The organism is Undibacterium sp. Di27W (assembly GCF_049340345.1).
Classification (GTDB): Bacteria; Pseudomonadota; Gammaproteobacteria; order Burkholderiales; family Burkholderiaceae_D; genus Undibacterium.
Map to the genome: position 1 here is coordinate 379,835 of NZ_JBMPOS010000001.1, position 24,130 is coordinate 403,964.

A 24,130-nucleotide genomic window follows, 5' to 3' on the forward strand; every position below is an offset into this window, starting at 1 on the left:
TGCAACATGCCTGGGAGGAGTTGCGGCATTTTAAAGAGGGTTATTGCTAAACAGTCTGGGAAATGTCGAAAAGAATGCCGCACGATAACCGGGCCTTATCGACATAAACAATACTTTGAAGTAAGGCAAATAGACGGGTGGCTTCAGGTAGCATTCCTTTGCGCTGTTTGCCAAGTTTGAATGGCAGGACGTAAATTTTCCAGCTTATCTACATCGTGACAGCATCGTATCCCAGGCCATTTATTGTGTTGAGGCATGACAATACGATGCTGACTGAATTGATGCGCCCTTTATTTTGTGAAGGAGTTTTGTAATTTTGTTTTCTTTAGCTCTGGCAGGGCTTGCTCGGCAGTGATTTCTTGTAAAAACCACTCTATTTTCATTGGAGAGGTGCCAGCGAGGTTGGTTCCAAAACGATAGTAATAGGTTTGTCCTGCTTCCCAATTGACATAACCTTGTTGCAGTGTTTTCTTCTCTACACTTCCATCATCGCTGCTCTTTTTAAAAAGCTGTGCTATTTTTGCTGTGACAGGGTTAGTGCTGCCGGGCACATCGGCAGGCCATCTTTGTTCAAACTTATGCTCTCCTGCCGGGATCTGAAACCACGTGTATCCCTCTACACTTAAATCAGCGATATTTTTCCCGTCGACGTAAAAGTAAGCATCTCTGCCTCCTAGAGCAAATGATTTTACTCTGTAGACGTAGATCAGAGCCTTGCCATTTTCAGGTGCCCTGGCTGCTTGATATGCAGGACCCGTTGCCGCGCATGCGGTGAGTAGTATGGAGATCAGTAAAATAAAGTAGCGTTTCATCATAGTGAAATTTATTAAAGAGCTAAGCTTAAATGACGCGCTAAGATAGCAGATAGCATTCAAGGTGACAACTTCCAAGCCCATTGGCAATACGCAGTTCACTTAGTCAAACTGGCTCATCAAGTCTAAGAAAACAAATATGCAAGCTCAAAATTAGTCTGATAACAGGCCAGGTCTGGTGCACAACAGGGACATTAATTTTGTTACACTGGACGCCTGATATATTTATCCCGGGTCCAAATCCATGAAGATAACTCCCTCTCTGATACTTGCTTTACTCGCTAGCAGCATTGCCAGCTTGCCAGCGCATGCTGCCGATAGCAAGGCAGCCAGCGCCTCTGCCCATGCTGCCAATGCCGCGCAGGGTGGCATAGACTGGCGCAAAGATAATAATGTTGAAGCGGCTTTTGCCCAGGCCAAGGCCAGTAATAAACCCTTGTTTCTGTATTGGGGCGCAATCTGGTGTCCACCTTGTAACCAAGTAAAGGCAACGATCTTCAATCGCCAGGAGTTCATCGATAAGTCGCGTCATTTCATTCCTGTCTATCTGGATGGTGATACGCCGGGTGCGCAAAAATTTGCATCGCAATTCAAGGTGCGCGGCTATCCCACCATGATCCTGTTCAAGCCTGACGGCACCGAGATCACCCGTTTGCCAGGCGAAGTTGATTCTGAGCGCTATCTGCAAGTCCTGACCCAGGCACTGAATACCACGTTGTCCGTGCAAGACACCATGAAGCTGGCACTGACCGGCGGCAAGAATCTCAAGGATGAGGATTGGAGCTTGCTGGCCGATTATTCATGGGATGATCCTGAGCAAAAACTGGTGCCCGGCAAAGAACTGGTGGCGACTTTGCTCAAACTGTCTGAACTGAGCCCGGCTGGTTTGCATGCCACACGTTTGTATATGCGCGGTATTTACGCTGCAGCCACGGCCAAGCCTGGCCAGACTGTGCCAAATATAGACAAGACACAGGCAACAGAGAAGGTCTTGAAAGCCATTAATGACCCCAAAACAGCGCGCGACAATATGGATTTGTTGAGCAATGCCGCCGGGGAAATCACCGAGTTCTTGACCGCTGCCAAATCTGAGCCTCGCAACAAGCTGGTACGTGCCTGGAACACGGCGCTGGTCAAGCTGGCCGACGATGCCACGATTTCCAAGACCGACAGATTGGGAGCAGTTGGTGCCCAGGTTGCTCTGGCCAGTCTGGATAATGCCAAGCCAGAAGCAGCCTTGCAAAAGGATGTGCAAAAACGTGTGGGTCTGATAGAACAGGCAACCACCGATGCCTATGAGCGCCAGTCTGTCGTCAATGCGGCTGCCCATGCTTTGGGTGATGCTGGCTTGCTTGATGATTCAGACAGCTTGCTCAAGGCTGAACTCAAGCGTTCACATTCGCCTTATTATTTCATGTCCACCCTGGGTTCAAATGCCAAGAAGCGCGGCGATAAAGTGGGCGCTGCAAACTGGTATGAACAGGCGTATAACGCCGCCAAAGGCCCAGCCACCCGTTTGCAATGGGGTTCCAACTACGTCAGTAGCTTGGTTGAACTGGCACCCAATGATGATGCCCGTATAGAAAAAGCGGTGCAAAATGTTTTTGGTGAAGCTGCGAAAATTGACAATGCCTTTTATGAGCGTAACCGTGCCTACCTGGAAAAAATGGGTAAAAAACTGACAGATTGGAATAAAGAAGGCAAGCACCAGGTCGCTTATCAAAAAGCCCGCACGCAACTCGATGGCATTTGCGGCAAGTTACCCGCGAGTGATCCGCAAAAAACAGTTTGCCAGGGTGTGCTTAGTAAATCTTGATACATAAATCTTGATACATAAATCCTGATGGCAATCTTGGTATAAAACAAAAAAATCCCGCGACTTGATATCGCGGGATTTTTTTTATGGGATTTTCAATGCAAGTCAGTCTGGCTTGAATTGATGAGCAAAGGTAAATTCATCCGTCCTGGCCTTGTAATGCAAGCCCTTGCGCATGGCCCAGCTGGCATATTGATGATGCAGCGGGATGGCTGCATAATCCTGCAGGGCGGTCGCCATGGCTGTTTTGGCAAATGCTTCGCGCTTGTCAGCTTCGACAGAGGCGAGGGAAGATTGTATTGCCTCATCCAGTGCACGGTTGCTGTATTTGCCCCAGTTCCAGCTACCCCAGCCATTGTCGGCATTGACAGTGCCCAGAGTGGTACGCAGGGCAAAATCACCAGCCAGTGAACCCCAGCCCAGCAAGGCCATGCTGAAATCGCCCTTGGACGTCTTGGGGAAATACACTGCCAGCGGCTGTGTCTCCACCTTGGCCTGTATCCCTATCTTGCTGAGAAATTGTGCGACAGTCTGCACTATCTGTTCATCATTGATATAGCGATTATTGGGGCCATGCAGAGTAATCGCAAAGCCATTGGGATAGCCAGCTTCCGCCAGTAATTTTTTAGCGCCTTCCGGGTCATAGGCTTCCACTTTCAAGGCATCGTTATAGCCAAACACGCCAGGGGCGACCAGATTGGATGCTGGCACTGCCAGGCCTTCCAGTATGCGCTCTGTCAATGCTGTGCGGTTGATGGCCTTGGCAATCGCCTTGCGCACGCGTATGTCTTTCAACGGATTGGTCGTCAGGGGTTTGCCTGCCTTGTCGGTGATATAGGGTGAGACCCTGGCCTGATGATCCAGTTGCCAGAACAGGGTGCGCCAGGAAATTTTTTGTTCCAGCTTGAATTTGGCATTGCTTTTGAGTTTGCTCAAATCTGCTGGAGGGATGCTCTCTATCGCATCGACATCACCAGACAAGAGAGCAGCCATGCGCGGCGCACCTGCAGTGATGATGCGGAAGCTAACCTTGTCCCAGGCGGATTTTTCACCCCAGTAAGCATCGTTTTTTGTCAGCTCAACTGCATCACCGCGTTTGAAACTGGCAAATTTATAGGGGCCGGTACCGATTGCTGCCTTACCGCTGTTGAAGTCATCGGTGCTTGCCTGCAATGCTGCTTTTTTTGAAACGATGAATACAGAACTCATGTCCAGCGGCAGCGGGCCGTATGCTGTTGCCGTTTTCAGACGCAAGGTATGGGCATCAACGATCTGTTTGCCAATAATTTGTTTGGTAAAGCTGGTGTAGGGGCCAGGGCTATTTTTTATCTGAGCTGGCCTGTCCAGGGAAAACACCACATCTTCTGCTGTCATCTCGCTGCCATCATGGAACTTCACGCCAGGCCGCAATTTGAATTCCCAGGTAGTAGGGTTGATGGCCTTCCATGATAAAGCCAGGCCAGGCGCCACGCGACCATCTGAATCAACATTGACCAGTGCCTCAAACAAATGCGAGGCCATGGCGTTATTCGGTCCACTATTGAAATAATGCGGGTCCATGGAATTAACGTCAGCGGCAAGGCCTATCTTGAGATTGGCTGCAAGACTGGAAGCAGGCTGGGAAATACCCAGCGAGACTGCAAGCAGTGCAGGGAGCAGGAATTTTTTTGTGGTGGGAAGCATAAGCAATTTTCAAGTTTCAATCTTGCAAGCTTACCATTGCCTGCGCTTTTCATCAGGGCCATGAATGTATTTGTATATTTGAAATGGGATGGAATGTGTTCTGAGATTTTGATAAAACCAACTTACAAATTTACAAATGGATGCACATTCTGCAAGAACGAAATGAATCTGCTTGTCGCTTATGTTCTGCGAGGGGCTGCAAGACTTTTACCTGTAACAATCCGCAGTTTTGCTTATTCTGATTTACATATCGTTACTTGTGAAAGCTATTCGCATGAAACTATATTGATTACATAGTGCGAACGAGTAAGCAAGTCATTGTTCTTCGGCATAAATACTTCAACATAAATACTTCGACAGTTTCAATAACGGGTATAAAAAATAAATGAAAAACCTGACAAAAATTCCTGGCTTGCTGGTGTTGTTAATCACCGTCAATATCTGTGCTCTTCCGGTGCATGCCGCAAGTCCTTCGACTGAGGCCGAGGCCTTGCATGTATTGAACCGCCTTGCCTACGGGCCGCGGCCTGGCGATATAGAACGGGTCAAAAAAATGGGTGTGGATGCCTATATAGAGCAGCAGTTGAATCCACAATTCCTGCCCTTACCAGATGGCTTGCAAAAGAAATTGAAATCACTTGATGTCATGGGGCAGAGTGCTGGCGCGGTCTTGTTTGATTATCAAAAAGCCTTGAAAGATACCAGCGATGAATCTGATGCTGCGCAAAAGAAACGCCGTGAACTTGTCGGCCGCATTATGGAGCAAACCGCAGAATCCAGGCTATACCATGCGATAGAAAGCTCACATCAGCTGGAAGAAGTGATGGTCGATTTCTGGTTCAATCATTTCAATGTGTTCAATGGCAAAGGTCTGGACCGTGCACTTGTCGCCAGCTATGAGCGCGATGCCATACGTCCCTATGTCTTTGGCAACTTTCGTGATTTGCTGGGGGCGACGGCCAAGCATCCTGCCATGTTGTTTTATCTGGATAACTGGCTATCCACGTCAGCAGACTTTCATGCGAATGGCAAGCAGGGCAAGGGCGGTGGGCAAAAGGCCAAGTCCAGCGGCCTGAATGAAAACTATGCACGTGAAGTCATGGAGTTGCATACCCTGGGTGTGGATGGTGGCTATACCCAGAAAGACGTCACAGAACTGGCGCGCATGCTGACCGGCTGGACCTTTGATCCGCGTGCCATGGTCAGGAATAACCAGAATTTTTACTTCGATGCGAGCAGGCATGATAACGGTAGCAAGCAATGGCTTGGTAAAACCATAGCGCCCCGTGGTCAGGCAGAAGCTGAGTTCGCACTCGATGTACTGGCCATACATCCATCTACCGCCCATCATCTGAGTCTCAAACTGGCACAATATTTTGTCGCTGACAAACCTGCGCCAGCATTGGTCGACAAGCTTGCCAAACGTTACCTTGATACCCGTGGTGATATACGGGCGGTGCTGCAAACCTTGTTTGCCAGTGCCGAATTTCGTGATCCCCAAAATGCGGGCGTGAAATATAAAACCCCGTATCAATATGTGGTGTCAGCCATCCGGGCCAGTGATGTCAACGTGCAAAATGTCAGGCCAGCCCTGGGTGTGCTGGCACAACTCGGCATGCCTTTATACGGTAGCCAGACGCCAGATGGTTATAAAAACACTCAGGATGCCTGGATGAACCCGGATGCCATCAGCCGCCGCATCAACTTTGCAACCGCACTCGCAACGGGTCGTTTGCCATTCGATAAAGAGATAGAGGATGGCGACAAAATGGGCAAGAAACAGTTGGCAAAACAGGCTGAGGAAAAATCAGACCGGCCCGCAGTCATGCCTGCGGTGAGTGCCACTGCCTTGCTACAAACCCTGGGACCTGGCTTGTCTGGTCGCAGCATAGAAATTGTGAATGGTAATCCCGAAGCCCTGCGCGCCTCACTGATATTGGGCAGTCCGGATTTTATGCAGCATTGAAGCAGGCAAGCGCACAGATCGTACAGATAAAGAGAGCAAAATGAAACGCAGAAATTTCTTATATTCCATGGCCGCCGGAGCGGGTTTGCTGGTCCCTGTGGGGCAGGCCGCCTGGGCCGCCAGAGCGAATGGCGCAGCTACCGAGGCAGCAACAAAAAACAAGCTTATCGTCATCATGCTGCGGGGTGCGGTGGATGGCTTGAATGTGGTAGCACCTTATGGTGACAGCAATTATGCGCGCCTGCGCCCGACTATCGCACTGGCAAGGCCGGGTCAGACCGATGGTGCAATAGATCTCGATGGCTATTTTGGTCTGCATCCCGCACTGGCAGACTTGCAGGATCTTTGGCAGCAAAAGAAACTGGCTTTCGTGCATGCCAGTGGCTCACCGGATTTTACCCGTTCACATTTCGATGCCCAGGATTATCTGGAGTCTGGCACGCCTGGGCGTAAAGGCACGACAGATGGCTGGATGAACCGTTTGCTGGGCAATTTACCAGGCACGACGACCCCAACGCGCGCTGTCAGTGTCGGTGCTGTCATGCCCCGTATTTTGTCGGGCACGGTTGCCGCCAGCAATATCGCCAGCGGTGCGGCGGGTACCAAGGCGAATGTACTGGACAGGCCCAAGGTAGGCGCAGCTTTTGAGCAGATGTATAAGGAAAACGATAAATACGCCAAAGTTTTCAGTGATGCCAAAGAGGCACACCAGGAAATGATGGGCGCGTCCATGGAAAAAGAACAGCAGGCTGCGGATGGTGGTGCACCCTTGCCCAATGGTTTTCCTGACGATAGCACCCGCGTTGCGACCTTGCTCAAGAATGATCCTAAAATCCAGATGGTATTCATGGCATTGGGTGGCTGGGACACCCATGCCAACCAGGGGGCAGGTAAAGGTCAGTTGGCCAACCGCCTGTCACCGCTCGGTCTGGGTCTGGCGAATCTGGCCAGGCGCCTTGGCCCCATGTTTGATGACGCCACGATCGTCGTGATGTCAGAATTTGGCCGTACTGCCAAACAGAATGGCAATGGCGGCACTGACCATGGACATGGCAATGTCATGTGGGTGCTAGGTGGCAAAGTCGCTGGCGGCAAGGTATATGGCGACTGGCGCGGCCTCGGTAATGATCAGTTATATGAAGGGCGTGATGTGCCTGTGACTACCGATTTTCGTTCTATATTGACGCAGGTCTGCGAGCGTCATATGGGTTTGTCTGACAATCAATTGCTCAAGGTTTTTCCTGAGCAATCTTATGCCAGGTCCAGCTTTAATTTATTTGTGAACAAAGCCTGATTGCTGACTAATTGCTGATCATAGCAAGTAAAAAAGCCACTCAGGATTAATCCTGAGTGGCTTTTTGTATGTGCACGGTGTTCAGGCCGTGGTATTGATGGTTGTCCCAGTCACTTGTCCGCTGGTATTGATGACAGGTTTTGGCTGCTCTGGCGGCGGTGGTTCTGGCTGCTTTACATTTTGTTTGCTGGCAAGCTGCGCCTGTTGCTCAGCTTGTGAGGCGGTAATTCTTTTTTGATCTGCAATAGCATCAGCGGCGCCAGAGTCGCGGTCTGCTGCTGCGCCTATGGTTTCCGCACTTTGTTTCTGTTGCCCGGCAGCAGCCTGCTGCAAGAGTTGCTGTTGTTGTGCAACTTGCGCTGCGCTCGAAGATGTAACGGACGTGACCATAATATGAACTCCTAAGACCAGGACCAGGATCATTTCAACATAGCGAGCCTGGGCATAAATTACAAGCGATTTAAACACAAATCACAGTTTATTGCCACGCATCAACTTTAATCAAACCTGCTCAATTGATAGTGCGTATTCATTTTTCAACTTTGCTTATACGAATAGTTGTATATACAAATGCATATATATGATTGGAAAAAACTTGTTGCCTTCGATAAAGTTGAGTCCAACAGCAACAACAGCCGGTCAGATATTCAGTGATACGTATAGAGCAGTTAGCAAAAATTTATAGCCATCAGGGCCGCGCAGTAAGGGCTTTGCATAATATTAATCTCAACATAGAAACGGGTCAGGTTTTTGGCATCATAGGCCGTTCCGGTGCGGGTAAAAGTACTTTGCTGCGCACCCTGAATTTACTGGAACGTCCCAGTGCGGGCAAAGTAGTGATTGATGATCAGGACATCACCAGTTTTGACACGCAACAACTGCATGCCTTGCGCCAGCGTGTGGGCATGGTGTTCCAGCATTTCAATTTGCTGCATGCAAAAACGGTTATCGAAAATATTGCCTTTCCGCTCAAGCTGAGTGGCAAATATACAAGGCAGGAAATCCAGGCAAGGGTAACCGAATTACTAGAGCTGGTAGGTTTGCAAGACCAGGGTCATAAATATCCATCGCAATTGTCTGGTGGACAAAAGCAGAGGGTGGGCATAGCCAGGGCGCTGGCAAATTATCCGCATCTATTGCTATGCGATGAGGCGACCTCGGCACTGGACCCTGAGACCACGCAAGCGATCTTGCGCCTGTTATTGGATATCAATAAAAAACTGGGCCTGACCATCGTCTTGATCACCCATGAAATGCAGGTGATACGCACGATCTGCGACAAGGTGGCAGTCATAGATGCGGGAGAGATTGTTGAGCTCGGCGACGTGGTCGATGTGTTCCTGCATCCTCAACATGCGGTGACACAAAGCCTGGTCGCAGAAAATCAGGCGCTGGACTTGTCTGTGCTGGAGCGCAGCGACCAGGACGCTGACCGTCACTTGCTGCGTTTGAGTTATGTAGGGGCAAGTACGCATGAGCCCATCATCACCCGTATCGCGGCGCAAGCTGGTGTCGATATCGCCATTCTGCAAGGCGTGATAGGACGCATCAAGGATACGCCTTACGGGCAGTTACTGGTGGAGTTGCACAGTACGCGGGAACAGTCCGCAACTGTAGAGAATTTATTGAAAAATGCTGGTGTCCGCGTGGCAAGAATCAGCGCAGCAACAGGGGTGCAATGATGGACTTTTCTCAAATTGACTGGAGTGATATCGCACTGGCGACACTAGATACTTTGACGATGACGGGTGCCTCTTTGCTGTTCACCGTGGTGCTGGGTTTGCCCTTGGGTGTACTGCTGTTTTTGACAGGTAAAAAGCAATTGCTGGAGCAGGGTCTGCTGTACGCAGTGTTGTCGGTAGTCGTGAATATTTTGCGCTCTATCCCTTTCATTATTTTGCTGATCGTATTGATCCCTTTCACGCTGCTGTTGATGGGAACATCGCTGGGGGTGCCGGGAACCATACCGCCGCTGGTAATTGGAACAACGCCATTTTTTGCACGCTTGGTAGAAAACGTGTTGCGGGAAGTAGATAAGGGAATTATTGAAGCTTGTCAGGCCATGGGTGCCAAGACCTGGCAAATTATCTGGCACGCCTTATTGCCGGAAGCTTTACCGGGTTTGCTGGCTGCAGCAACAGTAACGACGATTGCCCTGGTGTCGTATGCAGCCATGTCGGGCGTGATCGGTGGTGGTGGTCTGGGTGACCTGGCGCTGCGCTACGGTTACCAGCGTTTCCAGACTGAGGTCATGGTGGTCACCGTATTTATTTTGATCGTGCTGGTGCAGTTGCTGCAATTTGTAGGTGACAAGCTGGTTTTGAAATTCACACGTAAATAACTAAGCAAGTAACTAAGTAAGTAACTAAGTAAGTTTTTATTTTTTAAATTGGAGCCACTATGTCTTTGAACTTGAAACGCCGTTTTACCCTTATCCTGGCAGGTAGTTTGACAGCTGCTGCTGTGTTTTCACCATCAGCATTTGCCGTAGAAACCTTGAACATTGCAGCCAGTCCGGTGCCACATGCCGAGATACTGGAATTTATCAAACCGCAACTCGCCAAAGAGGGTGTGGATTTGAAAGTGAAAGTATTCACTGACTATATACAGCCAGCAGTGCAGGTCAATGAAAAACATCTGGATGGCAATTTCTTTTTGCACCAGCCTTACCTGAATGAATTCAAGAAAAGCCACAAGAACGATATCGAAGTGCCTATCGCCAAGGTACACGTAGAACCTTTCGCTGCTTACTCCAGTAAGTATAAAAAACTGGCTGACTTGCCTGATGGCGCGACTATTGCCATCCCAAATGATCCATCCAATTCTGGCCGCGCTTTGCTGTTGCTGGCAAAACAGGGTTTGTTGAAATTGAAGGACCCAAAAAATATCTCTGCGACGCAAAAAGATATTATTGAAAATCCTAAGAAACTGAAATTCAAGGAACTGGAAGCGGCAACTTTGCCACGCGTATTGAACCAGGTTGACCTGGCCTTGATCAATACCAATTATGCGATAGAAGCAAAGCTCAATCCTGTCAAAGACTCACTGTTCATCGAAGATGCCAATTCACCTTATGCAAATTTGCTGGTAGCACGTGAAGACAATAAAAACAGCCCTGCATTCAAAAAGCTGGTCGCTGCATTGAATTCGCCAGAAGTCAAAAAATTCATAGAAGAGAAATACAAGGGTGCGGTTGTTCCTGCATTCTGATACCAGGTTTAAGCTTATCCCACTTGGGCAAGCTTAAATTCAAGGCGAAAAAAAACGCTGCTTATTTAATAAATAAGCAGCGTTTTTTTATGGGTCTTACGTATTGGTTACGTATTAGTTACGTACGACTTTTTTGTATTCGTTAGTGCGTGTATCGATTTCGATCATGTCGTCCTGGCTGACGAACAGTGGAACTTGAACGATATGGCAATTTGCTTCGATTGCATTTTCGATCTTGGCTTCTTTCAGGACGTTGCCTGAAGTATTGCCTTTGACTGCTGGCTCAGAGTAAATGATCTGGCGAACGATAGTGGTAGGCAATTCAACAGAAATCGCTTTGCCGTCATAGAATACCGCTTCGCATTCCATGCCATCTTTCAGGTAATTCAAGGATTCACCCATGTTTTCTGCTTCGATTTCATACTGGTTGTATTCTTGATCCATGAATACGAACAGTGGGTCAGCGAAGTAAGAATAAGTAACTGGTTTTTTGTCCAATACAACTACGTCAAACTTGTCGTCGCCACGGAAAACGTTTTCTTGTGGGCTGTTGGTCAACAAGCTTTTCATTTTCCACTTGTAAGTGAAGCCTGTGCGGCTGGAGCCGTTGACGTCAGAGCGCAAAACGATCATTGGCTTGCTGTCGACCATAATGATGTTGCCAACACGAATTTCTTTTGCAAATTTCATAGCGAGTATACGTAAAAAGTAGGTTGCATAAAAATCATCTGTTGCCCACTGGCAAAAAATCACCGCAAGCCCACGTTTGATTGAGATTTAAAACAGGTTAAAAATTAACCCAACATTATACTGCATCTTTTTGGCTTGCTACCCTAACTGCATTGACGAACTTCAATAAATTGCTCGTCATATCCCCATTTTCTTGCATTTTTTCCTGCCATTGTGTGGACAGTCGGGCAATTTCAGGCAAGTCAGCTTGAAAGCCTTGCCATATTTCTGCCCAGTCCAATGGTGGATGGATGACGCCATTCCATGCATGTGACAAGGCAATCAGACTTGCCGTGGCAGAGGTAGTGGTTTTTAAAAATGCATTCAATTTCACATGATGCAGGTTTTCATCCTGGGGATAGATATGCCAGATGAAGGGCCTATTGGCCCACTGCGCCCGCACGAAAGAGTCTTCACCACGCACAAAGTTGATATCACAAGCCCACAGCAATTTATCGTAATCAGCTTGCGGGGTGAAGGGCAGGACGCGTACTGTCAATGCGCCACGGCTGCCACTGATACCTGCCCTGGAGGGCTGCCCCAAAAATGCTGTTATGGCTTCGCTCGCTACACCTTCAGGCACCAGGCAGGTCATGGGTTGGTCGGCATTTTCCCAGGCCTTAAGCAGCTCAGCTACCGGTGCATGCGGGTAGCAAAATAGCGATACCTTGGTGCTATTGATCTCAGCTTCGGTCAATCCCAATTGTTGCAGGATGGCTGCCACAGCCTGAGGATCAGCTTGAAAGGCAGCTCTTTCATGGTCCACGCTGGCTTCACGCAACAAGCCACCGGTTTTGTTATTGAAACCCGGAAAGAAGAAATGCTTGGTCAATGGCAAAGACGGGTAAGGCGAGGGCAGGGTATGGCAGCCTTCTACCCATTCTTCTGCCGTTAAGCCCTCCAGGTTCAGCCAGACCGGGCGTGGCTCACACTTTGCCATGGCTTGAATGTAGCCTGGCGGGATATCGCAGGCAAAAAATTCTATGACGATGTCGGCAATATTGGCAGTGGTAAATGTACCTTGCTGATCGCGCCAGTGCCTGACGATGACGTCTGCAATTTCTTGTATGTCCGCATCAATATTTACTTGCGGGCAGATGCGCTGGAAGCTGCGCAAATCGTCCACCCATAGCGTCACGGCAATACCATGTTCCTGCTGCAATTGCCTGGCCATGCGCCAGCATATGCCTATATCGCCAAAATTATCGACAACCTTGCAAAACAAGGCCAGAGATTTTGCTATGGGCTGTGTATTTATTTCTGTTAAATGCATCTTTATGTTTCTTAAAAGCGGTTTTTCCATTCACGCAAGGCAGCGAAATGGCTGGCATCGTTTTGTATGGCAGGGATTTTACCGCTTTCCAAAAGGCGTTCGATGACTGTGCTTTTGCGGCTGCGCAAGAAGGGATTGGTCTGTTTTTCCAGGCCTATCTGGGTAGGCACGGTAGGTATGCCTTGTTCACGTCTGGCCTGTTCACGTTTGATGCGTTCGAGCAAATCCTGGTTGCCTGGTTCCACTTCTTTGGCAAAGCGCAGATTGGACAGGGTGTATTCATGGGCGCAATACACTGCGGTGTCATCCGGCAGGGCTGCCAGTTGGTCCAGCGAATGCAGCATCTGTGCAGGCGTACCCTCAAACAGACGGCCACAACCACCGGCAAACAGAGTATCGCCACAAAACAGCCAATGCTGCTCAGGTGCAAAATAGGCAATATGACCCAGTGTATGGCCGGGTACGTCCAGCACTTTCAACTCCAGGTTGATGCCTGGCACGGTTATTACATCATCTTGCTGCAGTTTTTGCGTGATCACGGCTATCTTGTCTTTAGTGGGGCCAAACACGGGGACTGCCGCATGTTCCAGCAGGCGTGGTACACCACCTATATGATCTGCATGATGATGAGTGAGTAAAATAGCGGACAATGTCAGTCCATGCTGTGCCAGGGCTTGTAAAATTGGCATGGCATCGCCAGGATCAACCACGGCAGCGTGCTGGCCATCATGGATAATCCATAGATAATTGTCGTCAAAGGCGGGGACAGTCAATATACTCAGGGAATTCTTCATATCAGGCATGGATGCTTTGGAAAAAAACATTATAGACCTTGGAACATGGTTAGAGCTGCCAGCAGGCAGCTATATCCGTCAATGGGAGCAGGCCATGCTCGACAAATTGACGGTGGACATCTTTGGTTTCAATGCCTTGCAAATAGGTTTGCCGCAAATTGATGCGCTGGCTGCCAGTCGCATGCCACATCGCTGGCTGACCAATTCCAGCATGCCTGGTGATAATCCACCTGGACAAAAACGACCTGTGGTGGTGGTGCACGATTTTGCTGAATTGCCTTTTGACGCACACAGCATAGACTTGATAGTTCTGCCACATGTTCTGGAGTTTGCCGAAGAACCTCACCAGATCTTGCGCGAAGTGGAAAGGGTACTGATACCTGAGGGGCGGGTCATCATCACTGGTTTCAATCGCGCCAGTCTTTGGGGGGCCAGGCAGGCTGCCGGGCGTTTGAGCAAAAATTATTTTTTACCCCAGGAAGGGGAATTCATCAGCCCGCCGCGTTTGAAGGATTGGCTGAAATTATTAAACATGGAAGTGGGCAGCAGTGACTTTGGTTGCTATGCTCCCCCTTTCAAATCGGAAAAATGGTTGCATCGTTATCGTTTCATGGAAAAAGCGGGGCAACGCTGGTGGCCTTATTTTGGTGCAGTGTATATATTGCAAGCCGTGAAAAGAGTGAAAGGCATGCATTTGATAGGTCCTGCCTGGAAACAAAAACGGCTCACTAGTGCACATGCCTTGCCAGTAGCAAACAAATCAAAAGAATCAAATGGATAACATAGAAATTTACACAGATGGTGCCTGCAAGGGAAATCCTGGCGTCGGTGGCTGGGGCGCTTTGCTGATCGCTGGCAATAAAGAAAAAGAATTATTTGGCGGTGAGAAAGAAACCACCAATAACCGCATGGAATTGATGGCGGTGATACAGGCTCTGAGTGCATTGAAGCGCCCCTGCCACATCACCCTGCATACCGATAGCCAGTATGTCTTAAAAGGTATCACTGAATGGATCACAGGCTGGAAAGCCAAGGGCTGGAAAACCGCGTCGAAGGCACCAGTAAAAAATGTCGATCTGTGGCAGCAACTTGATGCTGCGCGTACTATCCACGAAATCGACTGGCGCTGGGTGCGTGGCCATACCGGCCATCCCGGCAACGAAAGAGCGGATCAACTGGCTAACCGTGGTGTTGAAACGGTATTGTAAAAGCAGGCAATATATCTTATGGACATAGCGAACATCCACACTGGCATACAACAAGGCCTTCAGAACAATGATGGCGCTTTGTCCATGCCCGGTGTGCCTGAAAGTTTTGAACATGTGAGTGATCGTGCCGAATTCAAAAAGGCGCAACATCGCCCAGGCGTAGAACTTTACCGCGCCCATATCGTCGCCCATGCCTTTGAGCCGCATACGCATGAAGCTTTTGGTCTCGGCTCTATCGCCAGTGGAGTAGAGCGCTTTCGTTATCTGGGTAGCGATCATCTGGCACCGCAAGATTCTGTAGTGATGATGAACCCTGATGAGTTGCATACTGGCAGGGCAGAGACTGATACTGGTTGGCGCTACCGTATGATGTACATCGATCCTGATGTCGTGGCCGAAGTCACGGGTGAGCAAGGCTGGTGGTTCAGGGATGCAGTCGCCCATGATGCCAATAGTGCGCGCAAGCTGGGTGTCATGCTGGAGCAAATCTGGCAAGCGACCGACAAGCTGAGTTTTGACAGTCTCTTGTTTGATATCCTGTTTGAATTCAAACGCTTTGCCAGTGCGCCGCAAGCACCAGTATCCTTAGCCAAACAACGCTTTGTTAGTGTGCTCGATTATATGCGCGCCAGCATGGCAGAACGCATCAGCCTTGAGCAACTTGCGCTGGTGGCGGGTCTTAGCCCCTTTCATTTTTTGCGCAGTTTCAAGGCGCAATATCATGCGACCCCTCAGCAAATGCTGATGGCCCTGCGTCTTTATGAAGCCAAATGCCTGCTGGGCAAGGGCTTGCCGCCGGCTCAGGTGGCAGCAGCAACGGGCCTGACAGACCAGTCGCATTTGAATAGAGCCTTCGTGCGTCGCTATGGTGTGACACCTGCTCGTTATCAGCAGCAGATGCGTGCTTAAGCAGTACCCCAAACACTGGCTACAAGCGCAATCTGGTACAAGACTACTCTCCCGTATTGTTTTAAGCTGATTCTTTTCAGGGGGTGAACAGCATGGGTATAGGCGTTGTATATGCGATGGCGGCAGGCTTGATGTGGGGGCTGGTATTCATCGGTCCTTTGCTCTTGCCAGAATACCCGGCTGCTTTGCAATCCTTTGGCCGCTACCTGGCATTTGGACTGATCACTCTGCCGATAGCCTGGATGGACAGACGACAATTGCGTTTGCTGAATAAGTCAGACTGGCTGGAGGCACTGAAGCTGGCCGCCATCGGCAATATACTCTACTACCTGTGCCTGGCCAGCGCCATACAACGCTCAGGTGCACCCTTGCCCACCATGCTGATAGGTACACTGCCGGTCGTCATTGCCATCACTGCCAATTACCGCAATGCCCGGCGCGATGGCAGCATAGGCTGGCGACGCATGCTGCCATCGCTATTGATTATTTTTGCGGGTGTTGCCTGCGTCAACAGTGTAGAAATAGCCGCATTGCAGGCAGCCTCAGACAAAGATATTCAGACCTATATCATCGGTGGCTTGTTCGCCCTGATTGCGGTGGCTTGCTGGACCTGGTATCCATTAAGAAATGCCGACTGGCTGCGTCACCACCCCGACCGCAATCCCAGAGTCTGGGCCAGTGCCCAGGGTGTTGCAACCTTGCCGCTGGCCTTGCTCGGTTATCTTGGACTATGGATATACATGGGAGTGACTGGCCAGGATTTTTCCATGCCATTTGGGCCCCGGCCACAATACTTCATCACGCTGATGCTTATCATAGGCCTATTTGCCTCATGGCTGGGCACGATGTGCTGGAACCAGGCCAGCCAGCGTTTGCCTACCAATCTGGCAGGGCAGCTCATTGTGTTTGAGACGCTGGCTGCGCTGGCTTATGCCTTCATCCTGAGCAAACGTATGCCCGAGCCCATGGTATTACTTGGCATCATTTTATTGATTGTTGGTGTTGTGACTGCTTTGCGCGCAAAACCTCAAGCTATTCACTAAGAATTTGCTTCAACTGTTCTGCAAGTCGTTCATCCCTGGAAATATGGTATACAAAGAAACGAATGCGTTGATTCAGAGTCAACCCTCTTCTTTGTGTATTCACCGGATTTGAAGGATGTTTGTCCATGCAGGAAAATATAAGCAGCAGAAACGCAGGAATTGATTTTTTACGTGGACTGGCCATTTTGCTGGTCTTGCTTTTGCATTTCTCACTTGGACTTGGCTTGAAAGACAGCCCCCTGGGGAGTTTGCTCGGGCCAGATGTATTGCGTGCCATCGTATTGAATGGCAATTATGGTGTCACTATCTTCTTCACCATTTCTGGTTACCTGATCACTTCCAATTCACTCAGGCGCTGGGGCAGTCTGGCGCATATCAACTGGCGAGAATTTTATCTGTTGCGAATTGCCCGCATCATGCCGCCATTGTTACTGGCCTTATTCATCATTGTCACGCTCGGCAGTTTGGGCGTGCCGCATTTTGATAATGCTGATAACGGCCATCATATGCCTGCCTCATATTTTTTCATTGCAGCAGGCTCGGTGCTGACTTTCTGGCATAACGTTTTGATGCAGTCGACAGGCTATTTTAATTATTGCCTCAATATCTACTGGCCGCTGTCTGTCGAAGAGATGTTTTATCTTTGCCTGCCTTTGTTGTGCATTACCCTGCGCAAACAGAGTTTATTTGTTTTGCTCTGCCTGGGCTTGATCGTGTATGCACCTATCTACCGCAGTCAGCATCTGAAAAATGAAATTGAATACATGTACGCCTACTTCGCCTGTTTTGACGCGATTGCCATAGGCTGCCTGACTGCATTGCTGGCACAAAAGATTGAGTTAAGGAAAACTGCCGCAATTTGTTTGCGCTGGTTCGCCATGCTAGTCCTGGCAGTTGTATATTTGCGCGGCATAGGTGGCCATGAAGTCGAAGGGTTTACTTTGATTTCTCTGTGCAGTGCTGCTTTTTTGATGGCGACGAAACAAGCATCTCAGCAAGGCTGGGCCATACGCAAAGGAATGGCATGGCTAGGCTGGATGGGCAGGCATAGTTATGAACTGTATCTGTTTCACATCATCGTGCTGGCGCTTATGCGCAATATCATCAGCAAGAAGGAATTGTCGTATGAAATGCGCTTGCCCTGCCTTTTTTTGTTCCTGTTACTGAGTGCAGTACTGGCTGGTTTGGTGGCTCGCTATGTTGCTGAACCAGCAAATACTTATCTGCGTAAAAAAATCAGGAATGTGCCTCCTGCTTTGCAAACTGCTTAATAAAAACCGGGCCTGAATCTCGTGGATATCAGGCCCGTTTTTTTAGGATAGGAGTCTATTCAAGCCAAAGAAAATCAGAAAGTATAATTTACCGTAGTCAACAAGATAGGGCTGGTTTTCTTTTTGGTCAATGGGCTGTCTGCCGCATCACCTAATACTTGCGAGACGCCAGCTGCGCTACGTACTGACCAGTTTTTGTCTATGACATGCGTCCAGGAGACGGTTCCCAATGCCTGGGAAAAGCCCGCTTTGGGGCTAAATGTCCTGTAGCCGGAATTGGCAGTTTGAGTAGGTGTTACACCAAAATATGTCTGGTTGTATTTGGCGTCACTATAAGTCAAAGAACCGCCGATTTCGACTTTGTCTGAAGTAGTTTGAAACACCGGGGCCGACAAGCCAAAATGATAGGCGTTACCGTTTTCTCTGCGAGAGAGCGCCAGATTGGTACCGAAGCTGGCACTGATGCCGCCAGCAAATGTGGTGCTCGCATTCAAATTCAGAGTTGCCGAACCAGAGATATCACCCATGCCTTTCAAATCATCGGAACTGGACAGGGAGTGAGAATCGCGGGAGTCTTCGCGGCCAGCACGATAACCCAGGCCTGCGCTCAGGGAAAAATTATCGACTTTCTGGCTGTAGCCTATGCCACGGGAAGAGCTGAGAAAGAAACCATTCTTGTTTTGGTATTCGCCAAACAAGGCCGGACCAAAGCGATTTTTCTTTGCGCCCAGGTATTCAGGCGCATAGAAAAAACCTGCGCCCATGACTGCAGTCGTCTCAGGCTCTTGCGCCGGTTTGTCTTGTGCCTGGGCAGAAAATGACATTGCCATGAAGCTGGAGAAAGCGATGGCTGTCAGTGTAAAAATATGTTTCATGGTGAACCCTTTTCATCAATGGAAGCTAAACAGTCCGGGCGGCATTCTTGCCGCACAACTACTCTCCGACGGAGAGCTCGGAGCGAAGTCTCGCAAAGTTGAAAAAACTATGCCAATGGAAAATTGCAGGCCCTGCATGCGTGGACAAGACGTATTGAAATCCGGTACTTATGGTGATTTTGCAGCCTGTGATGACGTAGCAGAAAGCCTGAAGTTGACCTTGGTATGCGTGAGTGAGTTACATGAAAGACACAGTAAGTTGATTTTTATTTGTTTTTTAGATAATCACTTGCGTATTTTATAATCATGAGGGATGATGTTAAATAGGCTATTAAAAATGTTAAATATGCGCATTGAATATGAAGCCACATTCAAGGCGATATTCAGGCTAGTAAGCGTTAATGGACTGTTACCCGTCGGGAGAATTCATGATTCGCCTCAAACATGCATTGATCGAATGCCGTGAGAATAGCTTCGATCATCGCTTGAAACTGCTCAAGCATTCCTTGCAAACTGCCATAGAGCTGGAGCATTCGACCATACCGCCTTATCTGTATGCCTTGTATTCAATCAAGACAGACCAGAATCTGGAAATCGCCCATCTCATCAAATCCATCGTCAAGCAAGAGATGTTGCACATGTCGCTGGACTGCAATGTCCTTAATGCCATAGGTGGGCATCCGAAAATTGATCATCAGCACTTTATTCCCCACTATCCCGGAAACTTGCCAGGTTCGGTTGAGGACAGCCTCATCGTCCCCTTGGCCGCACTATCCAAGCAATTGCTGTTTGATGTATTCATGGTTATAGAAGAACCCGAGAAAACCGTGGATGGCACAACACCGCCAGCAGATGGTGTGACCATAGGCGAGTTCTATGCGCACATCAAAAAAGAAATTTGTGAATTGTCCAAAATGGGTAATATCTTTACCGGTCCACCAGAAAAACAATTGGTGACGGGTTTCAAGGAATTGCAAAACAAGGGTGTCTACGATGAGGCAACAGCGCTGGCGGCGATAGATATGATCGTTGAGCAGGGCGAGGGCAGCGACACCAGCCCGATTGATCCTGAGCATGAACTGGCGCATTACTACAAATACGCAGAGATTTACCATGGCCGCAAACTGATCGCCAACCCCACACCAAAGCCAGACCAGCCTGCCTGGGTATTTGAAGGCCATCGCATAAAATTTGATGTCGGCGGCATTTACCCTGTCATCAGCAATCCCAACCCACATAGCTATGCAGGCAAGCCGCGCATTACCGACCTGAACCTGACTTTCAACAGCACTTACTCTGACATGCTGCGCAAACTGCACAATGTCTTTAACGGCCAGCCTGACAATCTTGCACTGGCCTTGCTGTCCATGCAGTCGCTCAGAGAGCAGGCACAGTTGCTGATGACGCGGGAAGTCGTTCCTGGCCAGACTGCCGGTCCCACATTTGACTATATTCCCGCCTGACATTCTGGAGAGCCGCAATGACGCAAACTAACTGGTGGATGTTCCATGGCGATACTGCGCACACGGGTGAAGTGCAGGGCAGTGATATTAGTCGTGATACGCTTGATCAATTCACGCTATTACATGATATAGCCATCCCTGGCCCGGTCTTGTCTGTGCCTGCCATCGTCGATGGTTACCTGTATGTAGGGCTGGCGAATAATCATGAATTGCCGGGAGCGAATGGTGGCAAGTTCATGAAGATAGAATTGTCCAGCGGCATGACGGTGGCGCATTATGAATGGCCGATAGACCCGACTGAAGGTGATACGCACGGCTTCATGGGCATGGGGTGCACCCCGGCTATCTGGGATAATAAAGTCTATTTCAGCGCTTTCAATGGCAAGTTCTATTGCCTGAATGCGACGGACCTGAGCTTGAACTGGGTTGTGGATTTGCGCCATGCTGATCCTGATTTCAATCAACCCACATCCAATCTTGGCGATGTCTCGGCAGGCGTGCCAGCAGCAGGCTGGTCATCTCCGGTGGTAGCGGCTGCAGATGGCAGCAATGGTCTCGTCTTTGTTGGCATGGGTGAGGGTGAAAACCCCGGCTGCTTTGGCTTTATCTATGCCATGGATGCCCAGACTGGTCAGGTGCAATGGATATACTGCACATGCCAGTATGAAGAAGGCGTGCCCAATTTACCCAATGTCTTGCCGCCAGAATCTGTGAGCGGCACTTTGCCAGCCATGTACACCATAGGGCCGAATAATCCTGCTATACGCGGGGCCTCGGTCTGGTCTTCCATTGCCTATGATGAGCGGCTGGATCGCCTGTACTGCGCAACTGGCAACCCTGTGCCTGACAGTGCCTTGCCCAGTAAAGGTTTTTCCAACGGTATATTGTCGCTGGACGCATCCAGCGGTCAATTTCGTGGTTTTAGTCAGCCACCGGCAGAGAGCAGTTATCGCGCTACCGACGTCGATGTTGATTTTGGTGGTTCACCTACGCTGTTGACCATCAATGGCCGCCGCGTTGTCACTGCTGGTTGCAAGAATGGTGGCTTCTTCAGGTTTGATGCAGCGACGCTGGAATTGTTGAACTGGCGACAATTACTGCCTTTCTATAACGATGGCACCCAGATACCCACGGTCGATCCGCATGTCTCCCCCAACGACCAGCGTATGGACCCCTATGTGCCAAATCAAGAGTCGGATGAAGAAGATCAGGAAAATTATTCTGGCACTTACAGCACAGCCGCCGTGCACACTGCGCTGGGTCGTCTGTTCATCGGCGTAGGCGGCAATAATTATCATAATGTCGAAGCTGGCATTGATTACCGCACGACCCCTTTCATGCGCGCCCTGGATTGGGAAACCCTGGAAGATGCCTGGGCCATGGATGACAGTGATCCGCGTCTGTACATAGAGTCACAACCGCCGATGTACCGCACACCTGGTGAATCAGGTTTGAGCTCTCCTGTGGTCGTCAACGATCTGGTGTTCTTTTCCACCTCCAAAGTGGCTGTGTATGCCTTTGATGTCTATAGCGGCAAGATGCTCTGGCAAGACAATCTGGGTGACCAGACTGGTGGCATGAATGGTGGCTATGGCTATTGCCTGGGGCCGGCAGTGGCAGGCAATTATATGGTGGCCGGTGCGCTGGTATTTGGCAAGCAGGGCGGGGTATTGCGTATCTATGGTTTGAAAGACCAGGAGAATCAACATGCTTGAAGTCATCTTGTTTGGTATTGTCGCCGGGCTCGACAATTTGCAGGCCAGCACGTCTCTGGGGTTGTTACCCATGCAGCGCAGACGTATGCATATGCTGGCAATCGCGTTTTGTGCTTGTGAGCTGGGGGCTGCGATACTGGGCCTGCTGCTTGGGCGCGGCCTGATCAGTATGCTGGGCCCGCTTGCCTCCCATATCGCACCATTTGCCATGCTCGCTTGTGGCGTCATTATCTTGTGGCTGGCTTATCGCAGCGAAGCCAAAGGCTTGCCACAATTCGTCAATCATCCGGGCTTTTTGCTGGGTTTGCCGCTTGCGCTAAGCCTTGACAATGTCGTCGCTGGCGCAGGTGTCAGTTTTTCCAGTGCGCCTGTGATGACTTCGGCCATCATCATCGGTGTCATCAGCGCAGGCATGGCTTGCTTTGGCTTGTATTTCGCCAACTGGATACGTAATTTTTTACCCAAGCGCGTGGAATTGCTGGCCGGTGCCTATATGTGTTTTCTGGCTGTACGCATGATGTATAACGACTGACGGACTGTTCATCATGCCAAAAGACCAGAGTGAACGCACGGCCATGCAGGCCTATGTGCGCAATCTTAATTTCCCTAGCAGTGTGGCGGTTTCCCCTGCCGGGCAGGTATATATTGCTGAGACGGGTTTGCCATTTGATGGCGCTGCCAAAGGCGGGCGCATACTCAGTGTCAATGAAGATGGCAGCGTCGAGGAATTATTGAATAATTTGCGCCAGCCAGTCAATGGTCTGGTCTGGCATGACAACAGCCTCATCATTTCTGAGGGGGGCTATCCAGGTCGCATCAGTCGTCTTGACCTGAAAACAAACGCGTGGGCGGTGTTGCTGGATGATCTGCCTGGCTTTGGCAATTACCACACCAATATGGTGGCGGTAGGGCCAGACAATAAAATGTATTTTGGTCAGGGTGCCATGACTAATAGCGGCATCATAGGCACGGATTCGCACGACCTGGCCTGGCTGCGTGAAACCAGGCATGCGCCAGATATACCTGGCTATGACATTACGCTCAGTGACCATGTAGCGACAGTCAGCGACCCTGAAGGCCAGCAAATTTCCTCCAGCGCATTTGCGCGCTTTGGACAAGTGCACGCAGGTGGAACCTGCTTACAAGGCCAGACGCCATGCACTGCCAGCATCATGCGTTGTAATCTGGATGGTACAAATCTGGAGCTGCTAGCCTGGGGCATACGCAATGCCTTTGGCTTGTTATTCTTGCCGGATGGCAGACTCATTGCGACCGAGCAGGGAACTGACGTACGCGGTGTGCGGCCAGTCTGGAATTGCCCTGACTTTCTGTTTGAAATAAAACCAGGTGCCTGGTATGGCTGGCCAGACTATCTCGGCGGCTTGCCCATAAACGCGCCAGCCTATCGCAATCCACAAGGTGAAGGGCAAGCCTTTGTCCTGGCTAATCATGCAGATCTGCCAGCCCCAGAAACACCCTTAATGGCCTTCGATGTCAATGCCTGTGCAGTCAAGATGGCGCAGATACCTGCCGGGCTACACCATGCCGGTGATCTCATCGTCGCGCAATTTGGCGATGAACGTCCCATGACCGGGCCGCCGGGGCCAAGAGTGGGGCGCAATCTTATCCGTGTAGATACCAAAGACTGGAGCAAGCATGCCTTGCCCGCATTGGCATCTGTGCCCTGGCACCGGCCGATTGATGTCGCTTTTTCGCCAGATGGTGCATTCATGTATGTGGTCGATTTTGGCGATTTTGAATTCACTGCAAAAAAAGATATACGCGCACGCGCCGCTAGCGGCTGTGTCTGGAAAATTCCTGTCAATAATATGGAGCTGACATCATGAGCCAGGTTTCATTCGAAAAAGATATTGCGCCTCTGTTCAATCAGTTTCGCGCATCCATGATGTGGCGGCTGGACCTGACCAAATACGATGATGTCAGGCTCAATGCCAGCATGGTATTGAGCCAGTTACAGGGCGGCATGCCACCACCACCTTATCCGCCTTTTACCAAAGAACAGCTTGCGATGTTCCAGACCTGGATCAATGAAGGTTGCCCAAAATAGA

Annotated in this window: 24 protein-coding genes; 17 read left to right on the forward strand and 7 right to left on the reverse strand. The window is 49.8% G+C overall.

Going from position 1 to position 24,130, the window contains the following annotated elements:
- Window positions 1-290: 290 nt before the first annotated feature.
- A complete protein-coding gene (locus ACO0LF_RS01620) occupies window positions 291-815 on the reverse strand; it encodes a DUF2846 domain-containing protein (protein WP_423011305.1) in 525 nt (174 codons plus the stop codon).
- A 241-nt stretch (window positions 816-1,056) separates the two neighbouring features.
- Here ACO0LF_RS01620 and ACO0LF_RS01625 point away from each other — a divergent pair, with 241 nt between their 5' ends.
- A complete protein-coding gene (locus tag ACO0LF_RS01625; RefSeq protein WP_423011307.1) occupies window positions 1,057-2,628 on the forward strand; it encodes a thioredoxin family protein in 1,572 nt (523 codons plus the stop codon).
- Window positions 2,629-2,733: 105 nt separating this feature from the next.
- Here the strand turns inward: ACO0LF_RS01625 and ACO0LF_RS01630 are convergent, their stop codons facing one another.
- Entirely contained in the window at window positions 2,734-4,311 is a 1,578-nt protein-coding gene (locus ACO0LF_RS01630) for an ABC transporter substrate-binding protein (protein ID WP_423011309.1), read from the reverse strand.
- A 385-nt stretch (window positions 4,312-4,696) separates the two neighbouring features.
- On the opposite strand from ACO0LF_RS01630, the gene ACO0LF_RS01635 reads away from it, so the two are divergent.
- Together ACO0LF_RS01635 and ACO0LF_RS01640 are read left to right on the forward strand one after the other, a co-directional pair.
- On the forward strand, window positions 4,697-6,277 hold the full coding sequence (locus tag ACO0LF_RS01635; RefSeq protein WP_423011311.1) for a DUF1800 domain-containing protein: 1,581 nt from the start codon (window positions 4,697-4,699) through the stop codon (window positions 6,275-6,277).
- A 40-nt stretch (window positions 6,278-6,317) separates the two neighbouring features.
- On the forward strand, window positions 6,318-7,571 hold the full coding sequence (locus ACO0LF_RS01640) for a DUF1501 domain-containing protein (protein ID WP_423011313.1): 1,254 nt from the start codon (window positions 6,318-6,320) through the stop codon (window positions 7,569-7,571).
- A gap of 81 nt (window positions 7,572-7,652) precedes the next feature.
- Here the strand turns inward: ACO0LF_RS01640 and ACO0LF_RS01645 are convergent, their stop codons facing one another.
- Window positions 7,653-7,961, reverse strand: coding sequence for a hypothetical protein (locus tag ACO0LF_RS01645; protein ID WP_423011315.1), 309 nt, complete (start codon window positions 7,959-7,961; stop codon window positions 7,653-7,655).
- A gap of 260 nt (window positions 7,962-8,221) precedes the next feature.
- Between ACO0LF_RS01645 and ACO0LF_RS01650 the strand changes: the two genes are divergently transcribed.
- The 3 genes from ACO0LF_RS01650 to ACO0LF_RS01660 are packed head-to-tail and all read left to right on the forward strand — an operon-like array spanning window position 8,222 to window position 10,781.
- Complete coding sequence (locus ACO0LF_RS01650; protein ID WP_423011317.1) at window positions 8,222-9,253, forward strand: methionine ABC transporter ATP-binding protein; 1,032 nt, start codon at window positions 8,222-8,224, stop codon at window positions 9,251-9,253.
- Window positions 9,253-9,912, forward strand: a complete 660-nt coding sequence (locus ACO0LF_RS01655; RefSeq protein WP_423012419.1) for a methionine ABC transporter permease — start codon at window positions 9,253-9,255, stop codon at window positions 9,910-9,912. Before ACO0LF_RS01650 ends, ACO0LF_RS01655 begins: the two co-directional genes overlap by 1 nt.
- A 59-nt stretch (window positions 9,913-9,971) precedes the next feature.
- The gene (locus ACO0LF_RS01660; RefSeq protein WP_423011319.1) at window positions 9,972-10,781 is read left to right on the forward strand and encodes a MetQ/NlpA family ABC transporter substrate-binding protein; all 810 of its coding nucleotides are present in this window, start codon (window positions 9,972-9,974) and stop codon (window positions 10,779-10,781) included.
- A 114-nt stretch (window positions 10,782-10,895) separates the two neighbouring features.
- Here ACO0LF_RS01660 and ACO0LF_RS01665 read toward each other — a convergent pair whose 3' ends face one another.
- The 3 genes from ACO0LF_RS01665 to gloB form a co-directional block, all read right to left on the reverse strand.
- Window positions 10,896-11,471, reverse strand: a complete 576-nt coding sequence (locus ACO0LF_RS01665; protein ID WP_422950438.1) for an elongation factor P — start codon at window positions 11,469-11,471, stop codon at window positions 10,896-10,898.
- 115 nt (window positions 11,472-11,586) lie between these two features.
- A complete protein-coding gene (earP, locus tag ACO0LF_RS01670) occupies window positions 11,587-12,783 on the reverse strand; it encodes an elongation factor P maturation arginine rhamnosyltransferase EarP (protein ID WP_423011321.1) in 1,197 nt (398 codons plus the stop codon).
- 11 nt (window positions 12,784-12,794) lie between these two features.
- Window positions 12,795-13,607 carry a hydroxyacylglutathione hydrolase gene (gene gloB, locus ACO0LF_RS01675; RefSeq protein ID WP_423011323.1) on the reverse strand — a complete coding sequence of 271 codons (813 nt, stop codon included), beginning with the start codon at window positions 13,605-13,607 and terminating at the stop codon, window positions 12,795-12,797.
- On the opposite strand from gloB, the gene ACO0LF_RS01680 reads away from it, so the two are divergent.
- The 5 genes from ACO0LF_RS01680 (at window position 13,585) to ACO0LF_RS01700 (ending at window position 18,008) form a co-directional block, all read left to right on the forward strand.
- Window positions 13,585-14,358, forward strand: a complete 774-nt coding sequence (locus ACO0LF_RS01680; RefSeq protein WP_423011325.1) for a class I SAM-dependent methyltransferase — start codon at window positions 13,585-13,587, stop codon at window positions 14,356-14,358. The genes gloB and ACO0LF_RS01680 overlap by 23 nt on opposite strands.
- Window positions 14,351-14,785 carry a ribonuclease HI gene (gene rnhA, locus ACO0LF_RS01685; RefSeq protein WP_423000756.1) on the forward strand — a complete coding sequence of 145 codons (435 nt, stop codon included), beginning with the start codon at window positions 14,351-14,353 and terminating at the stop codon, window positions 14,783-14,785. Before ACO0LF_RS01680 ends, rnhA begins: the two co-directional genes overlap by 8 nt.
- 84 nt (window positions 14,786-14,869) lie before the next feature.
- Entirely contained in the window at window positions 14,870-15,694 is an 825-nt protein-coding gene (locus tag ACO0LF_RS01690) for an AraC family ligand binding domain-containing protein (RefSeq protein WP_423012421.1), read from the forward strand.
- 92 nt (window positions 15,695-15,786) lie between these two features.
- A complete protein-coding gene (locus ACO0LF_RS01695; RefSeq protein ID WP_423011327.1) occupies window positions 15,787-16,737 on the forward strand; it encodes a DMT family transporter in 951 nt (316 codons plus the stop codon).
- Between the two features lie 125 nt (window positions 16,738-16,862).
- Window positions 16,863-18,008, forward strand: a complete 1,146-nt coding sequence (locus tag ACO0LF_RS01700) for an acyltransferase family protein (protein ID WP_423011329.1) — start codon at window positions 16,863-16,865, stop codon at window positions 18,006-18,008.
- 74 nt (window positions 18,009-18,082) lie between these two features.
- On the opposite strand, the gene ACO0LF_RS01705 is transcribed toward ACO0LF_RS01700, so the two are convergent.
- Window positions 18,083-18,883, reverse strand: coding sequence for a MipA/OmpV family protein (locus ACO0LF_RS01705; protein WP_423011331.1), 801 nt, complete (start codon window positions 18,881-18,883; stop codon window positions 18,083-18,085).
- On the opposite strand from ACO0LF_RS01705, the gene ACO0LF_RS01710 reads away from it, so the two are divergent.
- The 6 genes from ACO0LF_RS01710 (at window position 18,855) to ACO0LF_RS01735 (ending at window position 24,129) form a co-directional block, all read left to right on the forward strand.
- Window positions 18,855-19,187, forward strand: coding sequence for a hypothetical protein (locus ACO0LF_RS01710; protein ID WP_423011333.1), 333 nt, complete (start codon window positions 18,855-18,857; stop codon window positions 19,185-19,187). The genes ACO0LF_RS01705 and ACO0LF_RS01710 overlap by 29 nt on opposite strands.
- Before the next feature lie 124 nt (window positions 19,188-19,311).
- Window positions 19,312-20,346 (forward strand): ferritin-like domain-containing protein, encoded by a 1,035-nt coding sequence (locus ACO0LF_RS01715; protein ID WP_423011335.1) that lies wholly within the window; start codon window positions 19,312-19,314, stop codon window positions 20,344-20,346.
- A 17-nt stretch (window positions 20,347-20,363) separates the two neighbouring features.
- Complete coding sequence (locus ACO0LF_RS01720) at window positions 20,364-22,061, forward strand: PQQ-binding-like beta-propeller repeat protein (RefSeq protein WP_423011337.1); 1,698 nt, start codon at window positions 20,364-20,366, stop codon at window positions 22,059-22,061.
- On the forward strand, window positions 22,054-22,593 hold the full coding sequence (locus ACO0LF_RS01725) for a manganese efflux pump (protein WP_423011339.1): 540 nt from the start codon (window positions 22,054-22,056) through the stop codon (window positions 22,591-22,593). The genes ACO0LF_RS01720 and ACO0LF_RS01725 overlap by 8 nt, the downstream gene beginning before the upstream one ends.
- Before the next feature lie 13 nt (window positions 22,594-22,606).
- Window positions 22,607-23,908, forward strand: a complete 1,302-nt coding sequence (locus tag ACO0LF_RS01730; protein ID WP_423011341.1) for a PQQ-dependent sugar dehydrogenase — start codon at window positions 22,607-22,609, stop codon at window positions 23,906-23,908.
- Window positions 23,905-24,129, forward strand: a complete 225-nt coding sequence (locus ACO0LF_RS01735; RefSeq protein WP_423011343.1) for a hypothetical protein — start codon at window positions 23,905-23,907, stop codon at window positions 24,127-24,129. Before ACO0LF_RS01730 ends, ACO0LF_RS01735 begins: the two co-directional genes overlap by 4 nt.
- Window position 24,130: the final 1 nt, after the last annotated feature.

Bases quoted from the DNA above. Each gene is read 5' to 3' on its own strand.
- ACO0LF_RS01620 (WP_423011305.1), bottom strand. From the start codon at position 815: ATGATGAAACGCTACTTTATTTTACTGATCTCCATACTACTCACCGCA.
- ACO0LF_RS01625 (WP_423011307.1), top strand. From the start codon at position 1,057: ATGAAGATAACTCCCTCTCTGATACTTGCTTTACTCGCTAGCAGCATT.
- ACO0LF_RS01630 (WP_423011309.1), bottom strand. From the start codon at position 4,311: ATGCTTCCCACCACAAAAAAATTCCTGCTCCCTGCACTGCTTGCAGTC.
- ACO0LF_RS01635 (WP_423011311.1), top strand. From the start codon at position 4,697: ATGAAAAACCTGACAAAAATTCCTGGCTTGCTGGTGTTGTTAATCACC.
- ACO0LF_RS01640 (WP_423011313.1), top strand. From the start codon at position 6,318: ATGAAACGCAGAAATTTCTTATATTCCATGGCCGCCGGAGCGGGTTTG.
- ACO0LF_RS01645 (WP_423011315.1), bottom strand. From the start codon at position 7,961: ATGGTCACGTCCGTTACATCTTCGAGCGCAGCGCAAGTTGCACAACAA.
- ACO0LF_RS01655 (WP_423012419.1), top strand. From the start codon at position 9,253: ATGGACTTTTCTCAAATTGACTGGAGTGATATCGCACTGGCGACACTA.
- ACO0LF_RS01660 (WP_423011319.1), top strand. From the start codon at position 9,972: ATGTCTTTGAACTTGAAACGCCGTTTTACCCTTATCCTGGCAGGTAGT.
- ACO0LF_RS01665 (WP_422950438.1), bottom strand. From the start codon at position 11,471: ATGAAATTTGCAAAAGAAATTCGTGTTGGCAACATCATTATGGTCGAC.
- earP (WP_423011321.1), bottom strand. From the start codon at position 12,783: ATGCATTTAACAGAAATAAATACACAGCCCATAGCAAAATCTCTGGCC.
- ACO0LF_RS01680 (WP_423011325.1), top strand. From the start codon at position 13,585: ATGGATGCTTTGGAAAAAAACATTATAGACCTTGGAACATGGTTAGAG.
- gloB (WP_423011323.1), bottom strand. From the start codon at position 13,607: ATGTTTTTTTCCAAAGCATCCATGCCTGATATGAAGAATTCCCTGAGT.
- rnhA (WP_423000756.1), top strand. From the start codon at position 14,351: ATGGATAACATAGAAATTTACACAGATGGTGCCTGCAAGGGAAATCCT.
- ACO0LF_RS01690 (WP_423012421.1), top strand. From the start codon at position 14,870: ATGCCCGGTGTGCCTGAAAGTTTTGAACATGTGAGTGATCGTGCCGAA.
- ACO0LF_RS01695 (WP_423011327.1), top strand. From the start codon at position 15,787: ATGGGTATAGGCGTTGTATATGCGATGGCGGCAGGCTTGATGTGGGGG.
- ACO0LF_RS01700 (WP_423011329.1), top strand. From the start codon at position 16,863: ATGCAGGAAAATATAAGCAGCAGAAACGCAGGAATTGATTTTTTACGT.
- ACO0LF_RS01710 (WP_423011333.1), top strand. From the start codon at position 18,855: ATGGCTGTCAGTGTAAAAATATGTTTCATGGTGAACCCTTTTCATCAA.
- ACO0LF_RS01705 (WP_423011331.1), bottom strand. From the start codon at position 18,883: ATGAAACATATTTTTACACTGACAGCCATCGCTTTCTCCAGCTTCATG.
- ACO0LF_RS01715 (WP_423011335.1), top strand. From the start codon at position 19,312: ATGATTCGCCTCAAACATGCATTGATCGAATGCCGTGAGAATAGCTTC.
- ACO0LF_RS01720 (WP_423011337.1), top strand. From the start codon at position 20,364: ATGACGCAAACTAACTGGTGGATGTTCCATGGCGATACTGCGCACACG.
- ACO0LF_RS01725 (WP_423011339.1), top strand. From the start codon at position 22,054: ATGCTTGAAGTCATCTTGTTTGGTATTGTCGCCGGGCTCGACAATTTG.
- ACO0LF_RS01730 (WP_423011341.1), top strand. From the start codon at position 22,607: ATGCCAAAAGACCAGAGTGAACGCACGGCCATGCAGGCCTATGTGCGC.
- ACO0LF_RS01735 (WP_423011343.1), top strand. From the start codon at position 23,905: ATGAGCCAGGTTTCATTCGAAAAAGATATTGCGCCTCTGTTCAATCAG.